Source organism: Mycobacterium sp. OTB74, from assembly GCF_029892685.1.
GTDB lineage: Bacteria > Actinomycetota > Actinomycetes > Mycobacteriales > Mycobacteriaceae > Mycobacterium.
On record NZ_JARXVD010000001.1, the window covers coordinates 16317 to 30702 of the forward strand.

The following is a 14386-nucleotide window of genomic DNA, read 5'->3' on the forward strand; positions in this document are numbered from 1 at the left end:
TCAGGTGCCCTCGTGGACATCGTGGATGATCGCACTGATTTCATCGATCTGGGCTGATGTCAGGTCCGGGTGCACCGGCAGACAGACCCCTTGTTCGTAGAGGCTCTCGCTGACAGGTAGCCCTCCGCGCGCGTAAGGGCGAAGCGCCGGCTGCAGGTGCAAGGGGTAGAAGAAGCTCCGAGTCTGGACGCCGGCTTGCTCCAACGCCGCGACAACGTCGTCGCGGCGTTCGCTCACGAGGGCGAACCGAAACGGCACGTGGTCGGACCCGGGTTGTACCTGGAGCCACCGAACCCCTTGGACGCCAGCCAGATTCGCCACGTATCGGTCGTGGTTCGCGCGTTTGGCGGCGACGATGTCGGGAAGCTTTCGCAGCTGGGCGTTGCCCACGGCGCACTGCAGGTCGGTGACGCGGAAGTTCATGCCTAGGCCGTCGTGAATGAAAGTCCCGCTGTTGAATCGGCCCTGATTCCGCAGCAGGCGCAGCCTGTCGTACAGCTTGTCGTCATCTGTCAGCACAACGCCGCCCTCGCCGGTGGTTACGGTTTTGTCGGCGAAGAACGAGATCGCGCCGAGGTTTCCCCACGTTCCGGCGTGGCGGCCCCGATAAGTGACGCTGTAAGCCTGCGCGGCGTCTTCGATCACCGCCAGCCCGCGGTCCGACGCAAATTCCATGATCGTGTCCATGGGAGCACAGTGCCCGTAGATGTGTACGGGCATGATCGCCGTGGTGCGTTCGGTGATCGCGTTCTCGAGTCCGGCGACGTCAACATTGAACGTCTGCGGATCGACATCGACGAAAACCGGTCGCAGCCCTGCGAATAACGCTGCCGTCGCGGAGGCGTAGAAGGTGAACGCCGGGATGAGTATCTCGCTGTCGCGCGGTAGATCCAGCGCCAGCAATGCCAGGAACAGTCCCAACGTGCCGTTGGGTGCCAGCACGGCGTGGCGGGCGCCCGTCTCGGCGAGGATCCTGTCGAGGAACTCAGCTGCCTGCGGTCCTTCGGTCAGCCATCCGGCGCGGATGGATCGAAGAACCTCGTCCTCTTCGTCGCCGTCGAATCTCGGAGAAATTTGCTGCACGCGCCAGTCCATACCTGCCCCACACTCGTCGTGCCCGCGGCGGAGGCGGGCTGCAGTAGTTAGTCTGGCAGCAAGCAATGAGGTCTGTGCGAAAGGCGACAGTCGATGATGCGGCGGAAAATGCTGTCGCTGTTGTTCGTCACGATGTTGGCGCTGTGCCTTTGCCCCGATCGCGCTGGTGCGCACCCGCCGATGGTGGGCGGAGTCGGTGTGTTCGACACTTTCGACGGGCCTGCCGGGGCGCCGCCGAACCAGCAACTGTGGGATACGTCCTCCGCTCCGTACCACGATGCCGGGTTACAGACCTACACCGACTCACCGCAGAACGTGAGTCTCGATGGCGATGGTCATCTGATGATCCAGGCGCGCAAGACACCGTCCGGGTACACATCCGCGCGTGTTGTAACACGAGGCAAGCTTGCGATGCAGTACGGTTCCGTCTCTGCCCGGATCAAATTCCCGCAGGGGCAGGGGATTTGGCCGGCCTTCTGGCTGCTCGGCGCCGACTACGATCGGGTGGGCTGGCCCCGGGCCGGCGAGATCGACATCATGGAGATCGTCAATTCCGCAAGCACCTACAACGTCACGCTGCACGGTCCGCAGGGAGCAACCGACTATTACGGAGGAACCGACGGCAGCCAGGTTGTCGGCAACAGTGGGCCCGTCGCCAACCTGTCGGACGATTTCCACGAGTACTGGCTGGACTGGCGCCCCGACAGCATCATGGTCGGAATCGACGGTGTGACGGTCGCGTCGTTCAGTCCGTCGTCGCTGCCTAAAGGCGCGGAGTGGGTCTTCAACAAACCGATGTTCGTGGTGCTCAATCTGGCTGTTGGCGGGCCCTGGGCGGGTCCGCCCGACCGGACAACCAGATTTCCGGCGACCATGTTGGTCGATTGGTTCCGCTACGTTCCCGCCTCATGATCAAACTGTGTCCGTAGCTCCAGTAGCAGCCCGGATGCCGAACGCAATGACTAGCATCTAAGCGTGGCGTTGCAGGGGCGAACCAAACTGCTTGCGGCGGCAAAGGTATGGGCATATCCGCTGTGGTGGAGTGTCATGCATTCTGCTGGCGCCGAGGCGGCTCGTGAGGATGTTGACTGGTGGGCCCAATGCATCAACAACGCGGAGTTGCTGAGCCTCGACCAATATTCGCGTTTCGCCTACTTCGCCGGCGCACTGCCCGAGTTTCGATCTGTCATGCACTATCGGTTGCGATCTTCGCCATTGCCGCTGCGACTGCTGATGCGGGCCATCTATCGTGAGCCTTCGCACATGGTCATCGCGGCCGAGAGTATCGGTCCCGGCCTCTTTATTCAGCACGGCCACGGGACACTGGTCGGGGCGAAAACCATTGGCAGCCATTGTTGGATCAATCAACAGGTCACCATCGGTTACAACGAGAAAGGTGGAAACCCCACCCTTGGGGACAACGTAAGGATTGCCGTGGGTGCCATCGTGCTGGGTGGGATAACTCTGCATGACGGCGCCACCGTTGGTCCCGGCGCGGTGGTCACTCGCGATGTCGGCCCCGGGGAGATCATGGTCGGGCCCTTGGCCAGGCCATTCAAACGGCGTCCACTGGCCGGCGATGAACCAGCCTAGGCACCCATAGGAGGTCCGGTACCACCTGGGCGACCAACGTTGCAATGGCCCCCGCGAGCACGACTCCCACGGCACCGAATGGGCCTGCCGCTGCCAACGCCAACGCGATACTGACCGCCGCCATCGCCATGGTCCACCACGCCTGCCAGCGTGCTTCATCAGGATTGGTGAGCAGCACGCTCGCGGGTAGGTGCGCTGACTGGCCGATTAACAGCACGCCGAAACTCAAAGCCAGCCATAGGGATACATCGATGCGACCACCGGACAACAATCGGGCGGTCAGCGGTCCCAAGAGTCCGAATCCAGCCATCGCGATCGCAGCGACCCCGGCGAACAAGGCGGTCAGCTGCCACCACATCCGGACCGTCGTCTCGGTGGCTTTTCGCCGCTGAACGAAGATCGGCCAGAACGCGTAACCCGCGGTGGACAGCGCCGACCAGCACACGCCGTAGAGCTGCGCCATCAGCGCGTACTGCGCCAGCTCGACCGGCGTGGACAGATGGGCTAACAGTAGGCGCCCGGTCTGCAACCCGACTGGCGCGCCGACCGCCACCAAGAACAGCCAGAGGCTGCCGCGGAGCAAGCGTTCCCCGCGATATGACTGCTGTAACAGAGAAAATGCCGACCAACCCAATCCGGAAAGCCGTAGCGCGAGAACGGTCCCGATGATCTGTCCGATGAGCAGGCCGCCCAACGCGGACACCACGTACCAGATGCCGGGTACCTGGATCAGGTAGAGCACCACGGTGATGGCCAGCGCGAATCCCGGGCAGCTCATCATCACGACAGTGCCCAACGGCACTTCATTGATGCCGCCCAGGATACGGAGGCCGACGCCGGCCGGAATCGACAGGGCGAACAGGCACGCCGCGACGGTGATGGCCCAGCGATCGTCCGGTCCGCTGGAAAAGCCGGTCAGCACGGTCCATTTGTCTAATGCCATGACACACAACGAGATTGCGATAAGAGCGCCGGCCACGCCGAACAGTACGTGGTACCCGCGGCGGATGATGTCGGGAGCTCGCGGATTCCTGTTGTCCCCGTGGAGCTGCGAACTCGCGCTCAGGATGGTGGAACTGATCCCGAGGTCCGCGAACGGGAACAGCAGCGTCAGGGTCGCCACGAGTGACACCAGGCCGAACACTGCGGCCCCGGTCTCGCGCACGATGATCGCGGTGTTGGCCAGACCCAGAATCGCAACCAGCGGGGTACCCAGGATCCGATACACGGGCCCCATGGCGACCGAGCGGCGTTCCCGGGCGTTGAGGCGATCGCTCATCGACGCACCGCCGAGATCGTGTTGAGGACGATCCGGATGGCATTGAGTGCGGCGTAGCCCAGCGCATAGCCGCCCGGCCGTCCATAGCGGGCTGCGGCCTGCACGGCTCGGGCCGCTCCGGGCAGCGACTTCGCCGATACGGCCGCACTGACGGGATAGGTACAGAGGTAGTCGCCCAATACCCGCGGCGATTCGGAGCTCAAGTGCTGTAGACCCCAGTCGATGTAACGGGCGGTGCAATCCGACCGTTGGCGCGACACCGACGCACCGGCGACGTTGTAGATGCTGAGTACCTCGGGAAGCTGGATGACTCTGAGGTCAGGGATGCTCCGCTGGGCGCGAATCAGCCAACTGGGCTCGTCATGCGGAGCCCCGTCGTGGCTGTCCCATCGCACCCGCCGGGCCAGGTGAGTCGGGAACATCAGCGTTGAACTTTGAAGCTCGGAGCCGCCGGCGCGCAGTCCGGTGAACAGGAACAGATATTCGGCAATCGACTCTTCGGGCTTGATGAGCCGGCGCGGCCAGATGCGCCGTCGGGCGCCTGGTCCGCGTGCCGATAACCGTGACGACGCGATCCAGTTTCCACCTGATTCCGTACGAACCGCCTCCAGCTGTCGTTCGGTCTTGGTGGGCAACCATTCGTCGTCATCATCGAGCATGGCCACGATCGAACCGCGCGCCGCGTCGATGCCGGCTTGCCGCGCAACCGCCGGGCCACGGTCAAAGGTGGTGCGCAACAGGGTGATTCGGTCGTCTTCGGGGAGGTCAATCGGCCTGTCGGCGTCCAGCACGACGATTACCTCGTAGACCGGTGTGCTTTGAGACAGCGCTGACTGCACCGCTCGGCGCAGTGATGGCCGCCCGACGGTGGGGATCACTGCGCTCACTGTGTCGGTCACGGATCCGCGGGGATAGGTTTGAAGTGGGTCGCCAGGAAGAGCAGCGCTAGACAAACGCATTCAGGGACCATGTTGTAAGTCCACGGAGCGTAGAGCAGATCCCAGATCGCCTGCAGCGCCACGATGAGCACCAGGGGGCCCCAGACACCGAACCGGCCGTGATCCCAGATAATTGCCATTGCGGCGAACAGCAGCCACAGCGGCAGCAGGACGGCGAGGACGCCGCCTTCGGCCCACGAGCCCAGGATGATCGAGTGCATCGCGGAATAGTCGTTCGCCGGTAGCCGCCAGTACCCCTCGAATGGAAACGTAGGGGCATAGCCCCACTGGACAGCCAGATGCTCGGCCTTGTTGTAGACATCGGGCGGCAGCTTCATAGCACTGCCCCACCCGAGCCACGGTCGTTCGGCAATTGCGGTCAGTGACATCGGTGGCTCGGTGCGGCCCGCCAGCAGCGTCGGCAGGTGCGTGGTGTCCTGCTCGAGGGTCTTGGTCTGCAGTACGGGTCCGAACAGTCCCGCACGCCCAGCCCTCGGAACCAGGTAGGCGAGCGTTATCCCGAAGACCGCAATCCCGAGGAATTGCCAGCCCCGGGGGACCCGGTCGCCGGACCACCGCTTCGCAAGCAGGATCGCCGCCGCCGTCAAACAGACCAGGGCGTGCGATCGGAAATTCAGCACAAGACTGCCCAGTCCCAGAACTACGAGGAGGGTCGCCTGCCACGGTGCGCGCACCCGTCGAAGTGTCATGGCGACCACCAGCAAGATGGTCGCCCCGTGCGCGATGCCGTATTTCCAGAGATCGAAGAAGCTGCCGGTATGGGTCAGCTCGATCCCTTTGGTGACGAAGTAGACCACCGAGCCGACCCCGAGTCCGCCCACGACCATGGCGATCAGGGGAACCGAGCGTCCGGTAAGCACCGCCAGGCCGAGGAAGTAGAGGGCGAACGCGGCGTGCCACAACGTGTTTGGCCAACTGATGACGTTGACGTGGTTCGTGATTGATGACGCGAGAGCCGAAATTGCACCCAGCACGGCGAGTAGAAGTGGCACGAGGTCGGCGCCGCGATGCTCGGCCATAAAGAATGCCGGCACCAATAGCAGGCATATCAGGGACAGTCCGGTGGCTAAGTAGTTCGCCACCTGCAGTGATGAGGCAGCACCGATCGCGAAGGCGCAAAAACACGCGAGTGGCGTCGGATTGCTGCGATGCGCGCTGAGTGCAGCGTAGGCAAGCTTCGTACCACCATTGGCCACTGCCGCTCCCAACTGTTGCCAACGCCGCGCTCCTACTGGAACGATAGCTGCGATTCAGCAAGATAGACCAAGTATGCGGTCCAACCAGTGCAGTGTGACTGTCCGGGTTTACGGGAGTGCCAAGTGTCGATGTCACAATCCAACCGCTCCCTGGCGGCCCGGCGCGGTCGGCCCTACGAGAAGGGTCGGGGGTTTGCTGCGCAGGCGCTGTGGGTGATGGTTTCCACCTTGGTTTTCACCCAGGTGTGGTGTCCTAACCGGTTGCGTATTGCGCTGTTGCGGTGGTTCGGGGCCGATATCGGTGAGGGGGTCCTGATCAAGCACCGTGTTCGGGTGCATTGGCCGTGGCGACTTACCATGGGTGACAACTCCTGGGTCGGCACGGATGCGGAACTGTACAACCTGGCCGAGATCGTGATCGGGTCCGACGTCTGTATCTCGCAGCATGCGTATGTGTGCACCGGCAGCCACGATCGGCATTCCCCCACGTTCGAGTTCGATAATGCGCCCATTGTTTTGGAGGACGGTGTCTGGTTGTGCGCGCGCAGCACCGTGCTGCGCGGCGTGACCATCGGAGCGAACTCCGTGGTCGCCGCGACGGCATTGGTGACTCGAGACGTGCCGCCGAATTCGATCGTTCGCCCGCCGCCGCCGAGCGTGAGCGCTATCTGATGCGCATCCTTCAGGTGGTTTCGCTGATAAGTCCCGACGGCGCATTCGGTGGTCCTGTGCGGGTTGCTGTCAACCAATGCGGTGAGCTACTTAGACGTGGCCACGATGTCAAGCTGGCTGCGGCCACCCGCGGCTACGCGGCGCCTCCGGCAGCCATCGACGGCGTGCCGGTGCAGTTGTTCCAGGCTCGGACAGTTGTGCCGAAGACGGGGTTTCCAGGATTGACCTCACCGGGTCTGGTCAGGTGGGTGCACGCGAACATCAGGAGCTTCGACGTAGTACACGTCCACTTCGGCCGTGACCTGATGGTGCTACCGGTGGCGGCATGTGTGCGACGACATGGTGTTCCCTACGTACTCCAGACCCACGGCATGGTGACCCCATCGCGACATCCACTCGCCGTACCGCTGGATGCCATGTGGACCCGACGGCTGCTGAGCGATTCCGGGGCAGTGCTGTACCTGACCGAGCAGGAGCGTCGACAACTCGGTGAAGTGGCCCGGGCGCCGTTGAACCTGGTCCACCTCGAAAATGGCGTGCCCGAATATCCGCAGGCGACTCGCGATTCTCCGGTACCCGAGGTGCTCTTCGTCGCTCGGATGCAGGCCCGCAAACGCCCGCTCTTGTTCGTCGAAATGGCCAAGGCGCTGCTGGCCGAAGGCGTCCAAGCGCGATTCACCTTGATCGGCCCCGACGAGGGCGAAGGCACCGCGGTGCGCGCGGCCGTGGCGGGAGAGACGATGATTACCTGGGAGGGTCCGCTCGACCCTGCTGATGTTCCGCGCCGATTAGGCCGGGCGAGTTTGTATGTTCTGCCGTCGGTGCGCGAGCCGTATCCGATGACGGTTCTGGAAGCGATGGCAGTGGGGTTGCCGGTGGTGATTGCCGCGGACTGTGGCTTGGCACCCCTCGTGGAGCGTGCCCAGGCTGGTGTCGTGGTCGCAGGTGATGCCGCCGCATTCGCCGATGCCGTCAGGACACTGCTCGCCGACTGTGCACATGCGAGAACCATCGGCGAGCTGGCACGTAAAGCGGCGCAGAACGATTTCGGGATGTGTCAGATCGGCGACCGGCTGACCCGTCAGTACGACGAGATCCGGCATGGCCGGTGAACGCGTGCAAGGCCGAATGGCGCAGGGCAGCGCTGGCAGTCGTCTTGGTTGGCTTGTTGATCGGCGGCAGCATCGTGATGCGCACACTGGCAAAACGGCCGGTGGCGGGCCCGCCGCCGGTGATGATCGCCGTGGTCGGAGACTCGTACAGTGCGGGTCATAACAATCAAGTGGTTTGGCCGACATTGCTTGCACAACGCACAGGATGGTCGGTGGCCAACTTCGCCCAACCCAACGCCGGATTCGCGGTCGATGAGCAAGGCGGCCACGCCTTTTCGTATCAAGTGCAGCGTGCCGCCCAAGTTCACCCGCGGGCCATCGTGATCATGAGCGGGACCGCCGACGTGACAGCCGCGTACTCGGGAGCGATTGATGCCACCGCGGCAGACGCCCTGCAACGGATCCAGCTCACGGGCGCCGAGGCTCTTGTGATCGGTCCGACCTGGTACGGCACCGACATTCCGGAGGCGCTGCGGATTCTTTCCACCGAAATTCACAAGGCGGCTGACACTGCGGGCGTGCCATTTCTCGACGCGCTCGATCCGCCGTGGCTCACTATTGATCAGATGCAGGCTGACCTCGGCGGTGCGACCGACGCAGGGCAGTCCGTAATCGCCGACAAGGTGGCGGCATGGCTTCGTTCGGAGGTGACTCAGTGAGGGCCCCACGGGTGGGTGATGTCGCCGCCGTCGTCCTGGCGGTCTGCCTTGTCGGCGGCCTCGGATATGTGCTGCGGCCACAGCACACCGCAACAGTTGCTCCAAACCTGGCCGCCGCCCCGATATCGAGACCGGGATCGACCGATGAACCGCGAAAGACCATGCTGTTCATCGGCGATTCCTATGTGTCGGGTACCGGGCTGGATGAGACGAGCTTCGGCTGCATGACGGCGGCACGAATGGGTTGGTACTGCAAGGTGGCGGCCGGCCCGGGGACCGGCTACATCAGTGGTGGTCCCGCCAACCGTTTCGAGCTCGAGGACATCGGCGAATCAACATCGTTCAACGAGCGGGTGCCCGGGTTGGCCATGCAGTACAAACCCGACATCGTTGTGCTCGATGGGGGACGAAATGATCAGTTTGCGTCCACCCGTGCGGTTTACGACGCCATGGTGTCGCTCATCTCCGACGTGCGCCGAACCTGGCCTGCGGCAACGGTTGTGGTCATCAGGCCGAGAATCCTGTCCCGACCCGCTGACGACCTGGGATTCGATGACGCATTCTTCGACCGGCTGCGGGCTGAGGACATTACCCAGCACATGGTCGTTGTCAGCGATCCCATCAGGCGTCTGATCGATACCGATACGTCGAGTGACGTTGGCAACGACGGGATTCATCCATCTCGGCAAGGCGAGTTCGCGTTGTCCTCAGCGTTTTTCGACTCGCTTGTCGAGCACGGGTTTGTGCCGGCCCGATGAGCACGACACTGGCTCAGTACGGACGGCTACTCCTTGCGAGGTGGCGGTGGGTGATGTGGGGGATGTTGTCGGTGTTGCTCCTTCTCACGGCGGTGATGTTCGTATCTCCGCCGGTGTACCGCTCGACGGCGACCGTCCTCATCCGCACCCCGGGGGACGTCAGCCAGGTGCAGGATGGCGGCGACCTGTACGCGCGGTTGCGGACAGATACCTATGCTGTTCTCGCCCGGGGCACCGGCGTTTCTGCTCGAGTTGTGTCTGACCTCGGTCTGCAGCTTTCGCCAGAACAGTTTTCGGCCCGCGTCGAAGCGCACGGTCGTCTCAACACAGTGCTCATTGATCTCGCCGTGAAAGGGCCGAACCCAACCGAGGTACAGCGTCAACTAGCGGTTCTGATCAGCGAACTTCAGGCCACAGTGCACCACATCGAAGCGGTACCAGGTTCGTTGGTCCCGCGCGCCGAACTGGTCGTCGTGGATCCCCCCAGGAGCACTCAGCGGGTCTTCGTTTGGGGATTGCCATTGGGGCAAACGCTGGTAGGCACGGCGTTGTTCGGCGCGGCGCTGGGCGCGTTGGGTGCCGTCCTGCGGAGCATGTTTGTCACCGTGACGCACAGTGGGCGGCACGAGGCCGAAAAAGTTGTATCTGACGGAATCGGTCGGCATCGAGACCCTCGAAGGACACCCCAATGGTTGGGCGGAATCTCCGCCGTCGCATCTCATCAACGCGAAGACCATTGACGCCGCAGTCCGGCATTGTGATCCCAACCGGACTATCTGCGATTCAGCTGGTCGATTTTTCGTGGCTATCGTGAACGAGGACTACACCTTTCAGCGGTGCGCCGGTTTCGGTGAGAGCCTTCACAGCCCGCACAAGGTCACGTCGCAGGGTGGATTCGGCGGCGGCGACGATGACGGCCGCGTCGCAAAAGTCGCTCAGGAACGAGGCGGTGTAGTTGAGGAGTATCTGCGGACCGACGACGATCACGTCATGGTGATCGTTGCGCGCCTGCTGAATTCGATCGACTGCTTCGGCTGCCTCTGACTCGGCTTCCCGCCAGCCTGTCGGCGGTAGGTCCGACGGGTCGGTATTGCTGTCGGTCTCAGCGATCTCGGTTTCGGGGGTCTCGGGCTCAGTCTCCGTCTCGGTGGCCTCGGTTTCGGGGGTCTCGGGCTCAGTCTCCGTCTCGGTGGCCTCGGTTTCGGGGGTCTCGGGCTCGGCGGGCTCGGGTTCGGTGGTCTTGAGCTCAGTCTCCGTCTCGGTGGCCTCGGGCTCGGGGGTCTCGGGCTCCGGGGCGGTGGCCTCGTTTTCGGTTGGTTCGGACTCGGTCGTCTCGGTCTCCGCGTTCTCAGGTTCGGAAGGCTTGGACTCGGAAGTCGCGGTGGGCTCTTCGGCGTCAGCCGATTTCTCCGCGTCGGTGTCAGGGCTGTCCGCCGTGATCGGATGGCCCGCGTCTAGCACGATCGTGTGACGGCCGGCCAATTCCATTGCTCCCGCGAGGTTGGATGCGATGTCCTTGATTTCGGTTGCGTCGGCCGAGGTCAGCAGGATTACCTTGCTGCCGTTGGTGTTGTTGGTGCCGTTGGTGCCGTTGGTTAAGTGCAGCCGAAAGCGCAGCCGGCGATACCCGTCGAGCATGTCGGCGGAGGTTCCGTTGCCCGATGGGACTTCGCTGAGAACCGGTAGCCCGGTGGCTATGGCAGCACGGTATGCGGTCCGCACCACGGGATCGAGCAACGATCTGATCCACGCTGCGACGGCTCCAATTACCAGAGCGGCCAACACGATCAGCGCCCCGAGACCGAACCGCGCCAGGTCTCCGGTGCGCACCGCAGGGTCGCGCGCGGTAGTGACGACTGTGGTGCGTATTTTCTGGCCATCCCCACCGGTCGGTGTTTCGAGCGCATCGGTGAAGCTGACGAACTCGGTTGCCACGGCCGCGGCTATCCGTTGAGCCTGTTCGGGTGAGCGGTCGGTGACTGCTATGTCGATGATCGAGGTATCGGGTGGCACGTTGGTGGCGCTGATCTTGCTCGCGAGTTCGGCGGGGGACATCGAAAGGCCGAGGCGGGCGATGACGCGCTGATTGACCATGTCCGTGGTCAACAGTGCGATGTACGAGTGCACTCGAGCGGTTACCAAGTCGTTGTTCTGGTAAGCCGTTGCGCTGGTCGAGCCGTCGATTGCAACGAGTAGCTGACTGGTCGATACGTACTGCTTGGGGGCCAGAAGCAGGCCGGTCAGCCCCAGCGCAAGAACCGCGCCGGACACCACGACAAAAGTCACCCAGTAGCGCCTGACCGTGGCCAGCAAATTCTTGAGGTCCATTAGTCGCTCTCATCCACGCGGCGCCCCGGTGCGCTGATATCAGGCAACAGGGTAGGGCCTTGAGGCATCGTACCCTCGGGCTGACCGTCTTTCCGGAAGGCGAGCGGGAATGGCTTGATGGTCATCGGGAATGTCGACGGCGCGGTGGGTCGGCACGCTCAATACCTACAGGATCCTGATTGCACCGGCGAGGACACCACTGCCCTGTCGGCGGCATCGAACCCGATAGGACACCATCCTCGATGACAGGCTCCATGTGCTGGCAGGGTCGGATTCCGATCGTGCCGACGGTAGGCACATCTGAGTGGGTTACCTTGCATGGTATGGCTTCCGCACCCAGCCCACTGTCGTCGGCGGATCGGATCTTCATCGCCGGTCACCGGGGTCTGGTCGGCTCGGCACTCTGGCGTCATTTCAGCAGCCACGGCTTCAACAACCTGGTCGGTCGGACCTCCGAAGAACTGGACCTTCGGGATGCGTGCGCGACGGCCAAGTTCTTCGCCGAGGTCCAGCCCGACGTGGTGATCGACGCTGCCGCCATGGTTGGCGGTATCGGCGCGAACGCGAGCCGTCCCGCGACATTCTTCTCGGACAACCTGCGAATCCAGGTAAATCTTTTCGACAGTGCCGTGGCAAACGGTGTCCGACGGCTTCTGTTCCTGGGCTCCAGTTGCATCTACCCGAAGCAGGCCAAGCTCCCCATCCGAGAGGATGCACTCTTCACCGGTCCGCTTGAGGAGACCAACGAAGGTTACGCAATGGCCAAGCTCGCCGGGGTCGCCCATATTGCCGCGATTCGTCGACAATTCGAGCTGCCGTACATCTGTGTCATGCCGACCAACCTGTACGGCCCAGGCGACAACTTCAATCCCCGCGATTGCCACGTCGTTCCCGCCATGATTCGGCGCTTCCATTCGGCTGTGCAGGACGGTGCGTCACAGGTGACGTGTTGGGGGACAGGACGGCCGCGCCGCGAGTTCATGTACGTCGACGACCTGGCCGACGCCTGCCATTTCTTGCTGGAATCCTATGACCACGAGATGCCGATCAATGTCGGAACTGGCAATGAACTGAGCATTGCCGACCTGGCGACCCTAGTTGCTGACATCGTCGGCTATCGCGGTGACATTCAATGGGACAGCCATCTTCCCGATGGCACCCACCGGAAGGTACTCGACGTGGAGCGGATCAACCAGCTCGGATGGAAGGCCAGAACCCCGCTGGATGAGGGAATCCGGCGCACATATGACTGGTTCCTCGCTCATCAGGCCGATTTTCGCGACTGAATTACAACTCGTCATCCCCGCGGGTACCGGCATGCACGCATGGCTGCATGGTGACTGGCGCACCAACCACACCGCAACTAGAGTATGGTCCCGCGAGCCTTGGGCATCTCTTAACACCGTTTGGTCGGAGACCGGCCGTAGACGTCGAAACACGGACTCTGGGCGGGAAGGTTCAACCAATGGCTCTAGTGCACGTGGCAGTTGCGGTGACCAAGGGATGTCGCCTACTGCCGCACTGGTAACCCATGTCATAGAGCTGCGATGAGAGCCGTACCTCCGACTGGTTTGGTGGAGAAATGAATGATTGACACCGTTTACGCCCGCCCGCCCGCCTTGATATTCGGCGTTCCCATCGACAATCTGTCGATGGAGGAGGCTCTCGATGCGGTCGGTGAATCTGTTCATCTTGGACGACGAGACCGCCGGACATATCAGATCGCGACGGTCAACGTCGATTTTCTCGTCAATTCACTCGGCGACGCGAAGTTCAAACAATTGTTGCAAGGATCAGACCTGTGTCTGGCCGATGGAATGCCGGTCGTGTGGGGCGCACGGGCCCTTGGGATGCCGCTGATGCAACGCGTTGCTGGGTCAGACCTAGTACCCGCACTCGCCGAGCGAGCGGCGACCACCGGTTGGCGAATACATTTCTTCGGTTCCGCACCAGGAATCGCCGAACGCGCAGCAGCCCTCCTGCGGGCACGCCACCCGGGAATCGACATCACCGCGGCGAGTGGACCGATAATTTCAGATATCACACAGATGAGCGATGAATTCCTCGATGAAATCACCGCAATCGACCCCGATATACTGTGCGTAGCTCTCGGAAATCCAAAGCAGGAACATTTTATCGATGCGTTTCGGTCGCGGCTGAAGACGCCATTGATGCTTGGGATCGGCGGGAGCCTCGACATGCTGGTTGGAAAGAGGAAGCGCGCTCCAAAGGTGGCTCAGCATGCGGGGCTGGAGTGGCTTGTCCGGGCTGCCCAAGAACCTGGCCGCCTGGGCAGGCGCTACGCGCATGACGCCGCTGTCTACTTTCCCGGACTCGTGTCCGAGCGGCGCAGCCTGCGGCGCGCAAGAGGCGACGGAGGCATCGAAATCAAAGTTTCCGGGAATGCCGAGAATATGGTCCTCAGTGTCTGCAGCTCGTCAACCGATGGTGCGCCGGCAAACGAATGGTCCGCGGGTGTCCACTCACTCGCCAATGGAGCAACATTGCACTTGGGCCTCGACGCCGGAGCACTGACAGTTCGGGCGCTCGCGCAACTTGTGGGGCTGGTACGCGCCGCTCGGCGTTACGGATGCGAGATCGAATACGCACAGATCGCGGATCCGATCGTTGATCAAGCCTCGGCGCTGGGTCTATGTGAATTTGTCGGTTCACCATGAATACGTCGCAGGGGGACAGCGACTGCGGGGCGTCTGAGGTTCCGGTCAACCGAGGCG

At 62.8% G+C, this 14386-nt stretch carries 14 protein-coding genes; 9 read left to right on the forward strand and 5 right to left on the reverse strand.

Going from position 1 to position 14386, the window contains the following annotated elements; translation table 11 throughout:
• Window positions 1–1083: a DegT/DnrJ/EryC1/StrS family aminotransferase gene (locus M2432_RS00095; protein WP_280824712.1), complete on the reverse strand. Its 1083-nt coding sequence runs from the start codon at window positions 1081–1083 to the stop codon at window positions 1–3.
• A gap of 105 nt (window positions 1084–1188) precedes the next feature.
• On the opposite strand from M2432_RS00095, the gene M2432_RS00100 reads away from it, so the two are divergent.
• Both M2432_RS00100 and M2432_RS00105 read left to right on the forward strand, forming a co-directional pair.
• Entirely contained in the window at window positions 1189–2007 is an 819-nt protein-coding gene (locus M2432_RS00100) for a glycoside hydrolase family 16 protein (protein WP_280824713.1), read from the forward strand.
• 63 nt (window positions 2008–2070) lie between these two features.
• Window positions 2071–2688 (forward strand): serine acetyltransferase, encoded by a 618-nt coding sequence (locus M2432_RS00105; protein WP_280824714.1) that lies wholly within the window; start codon window positions 2071–2073, stop codon window positions 2686–2688.
• Here the strand turns inward: M2432_RS00105 and M2432_RS00110 are convergent.
• Genes M2432_RS00110 through M2432_RS00120 form a run of 3 tightly spaced genes read right to left on the reverse strand, consistent with a single transcriptional unit; the run spans window position 2651 to window position 6008 of the window.
• Entirely contained in the window at window positions 2651–3967 is a 1317-nt protein-coding gene (locus tag M2432_RS00110; protein WP_280824715.1) for an oligosaccharide flippase family protein, read from the reverse strand. The genes M2432_RS00105 and M2432_RS00110 overlap by 38 nt on opposite strands.
• Window positions 3964–4866: a glycosyltransferase family 2 protein gene (locus M2432_RS00115; RefSeq protein WP_280824716.1), complete on the reverse strand. Its 903-nt coding sequence runs from the start codon at window positions 4864–4866 to the stop codon at window positions 3964–3966. The genes M2432_RS00110 and M2432_RS00115 overlap by 4 nt, the downstream gene beginning before the upstream one ends.
• Complete coding sequence (locus tag M2432_RS00120; protein ID WP_280824717.1) at window positions 4863–6008, reverse strand: hypothetical protein; 1146 nt, start codon at window positions 6006–6008, stop codon at window positions 4863–4865. Before M2432_RS00120 ends, M2432_RS00115 begins: the two co-directional genes overlap by 4 nt.
• Before the next feature lie 243 nt (window positions 6009–6251).
• Here M2432_RS00120 and M2432_RS00125 point away from each other — a divergent pair, with 243 nt between their 5' ends.
• From M2432_RS00125 to M2432_RS00145, 5 genes are read left to right on the forward strand one after another with little or no spacing between them, the layout of a single operon-like run.
• Window positions 6252–6794, forward strand: coding sequence for a WcaF family extracellular polysaccharide biosynthesis acetyltransferase (locus M2432_RS00125; protein ID WP_280825263.1), 543 nt, complete (start codon window positions 6252–6254; stop codon window positions 6792–6794).
• Window positions 6794–7906: a glycosyltransferase gene (locus M2432_RS00130; protein WP_280824718.1), complete on the forward strand. Its 1113-nt coding sequence runs from the start codon at window positions 6794–6796 to the stop codon at window positions 7904–7906. The genes M2432_RS00125 and M2432_RS00130 overlap by 1 nt, the downstream gene beginning before the upstream one ends.
• Entirely contained in the window at window positions 7903–8565 is a 663-nt protein-coding gene (locus M2432_RS00135; protein WP_280824719.1) for an SGNH/GDSL hydrolase family protein, read from the forward strand. Before M2432_RS00130 ends, M2432_RS00135 begins: the two co-directional genes overlap by 4 nt.
• Window positions 8562–9323, forward strand: a complete 762-nt coding sequence (locus M2432_RS00140; RefSeq protein ID WP_280824720.1) for an SGNH/GDSL hydrolase family protein — start codon at window positions 8562–8564, stop codon at window positions 9321–9323. The genes M2432_RS00135 and M2432_RS00140 overlap by 4 nt, the downstream gene beginning before the upstream one ends.
• Window positions 9320–10063, forward strand: a complete 744-nt coding sequence (locus M2432_RS00145) for a cell shape-determining protein (protein ID WP_280824721.1) — start codon at window positions 9320–9322, stop codon at window positions 10061–10063. Before M2432_RS00140 ends, M2432_RS00145 begins: the two co-directional genes overlap by 4 nt.
• A 43-nt stretch (window positions 10064–10106) precedes the next feature.
• On the opposite strand, the gene M2432_RS00150 is transcribed toward M2432_RS00145, so the two are convergent.
• A complete protein-coding gene (locus M2432_RS00150; RefSeq protein WP_280824722.1) occupies window positions 10107–11651 on the reverse strand; it encodes a Wzz/FepE/Etk N-terminal domain-containing protein in 1545 nt (514 codons plus the stop codon).
• A gap of 323 nt (window positions 11652–11974) precedes the next feature.
• Here M2432_RS00150 and M2432_RS00155 point away from each other — a divergent pair, with 323 nt between their 5' ends.
• Both M2432_RS00155 and M2432_RS00160 read left to right on the forward strand, forming a co-directional pair.
• Window positions 11975–12937 carry a GDP-L-fucose synthase gene (locus M2432_RS00155; protein ID WP_280824723.1) on the forward strand — a complete coding sequence of 321 codons (963 nt, stop codon included), beginning with the start codon at window positions 11975–11977 and terminating at the stop codon, window positions 12935–12937.
• A gap of 300 nt (window positions 12938–13237) precedes the next feature.
• The gene (locus tag M2432_RS00160; protein ID WP_280824724.1) at window positions 13238–14329 is read left to right on the forward strand and encodes a WecB/TagA/CpsF family glycosyltransferase; all 1092 of its coding nucleotides are present in this window, start codon (window positions 13238–13240) and stop codon (window positions 14327–14329) included.
• The last annotated feature ends 57 nt before the right edge of the window (window positions 14330–14386 follow it).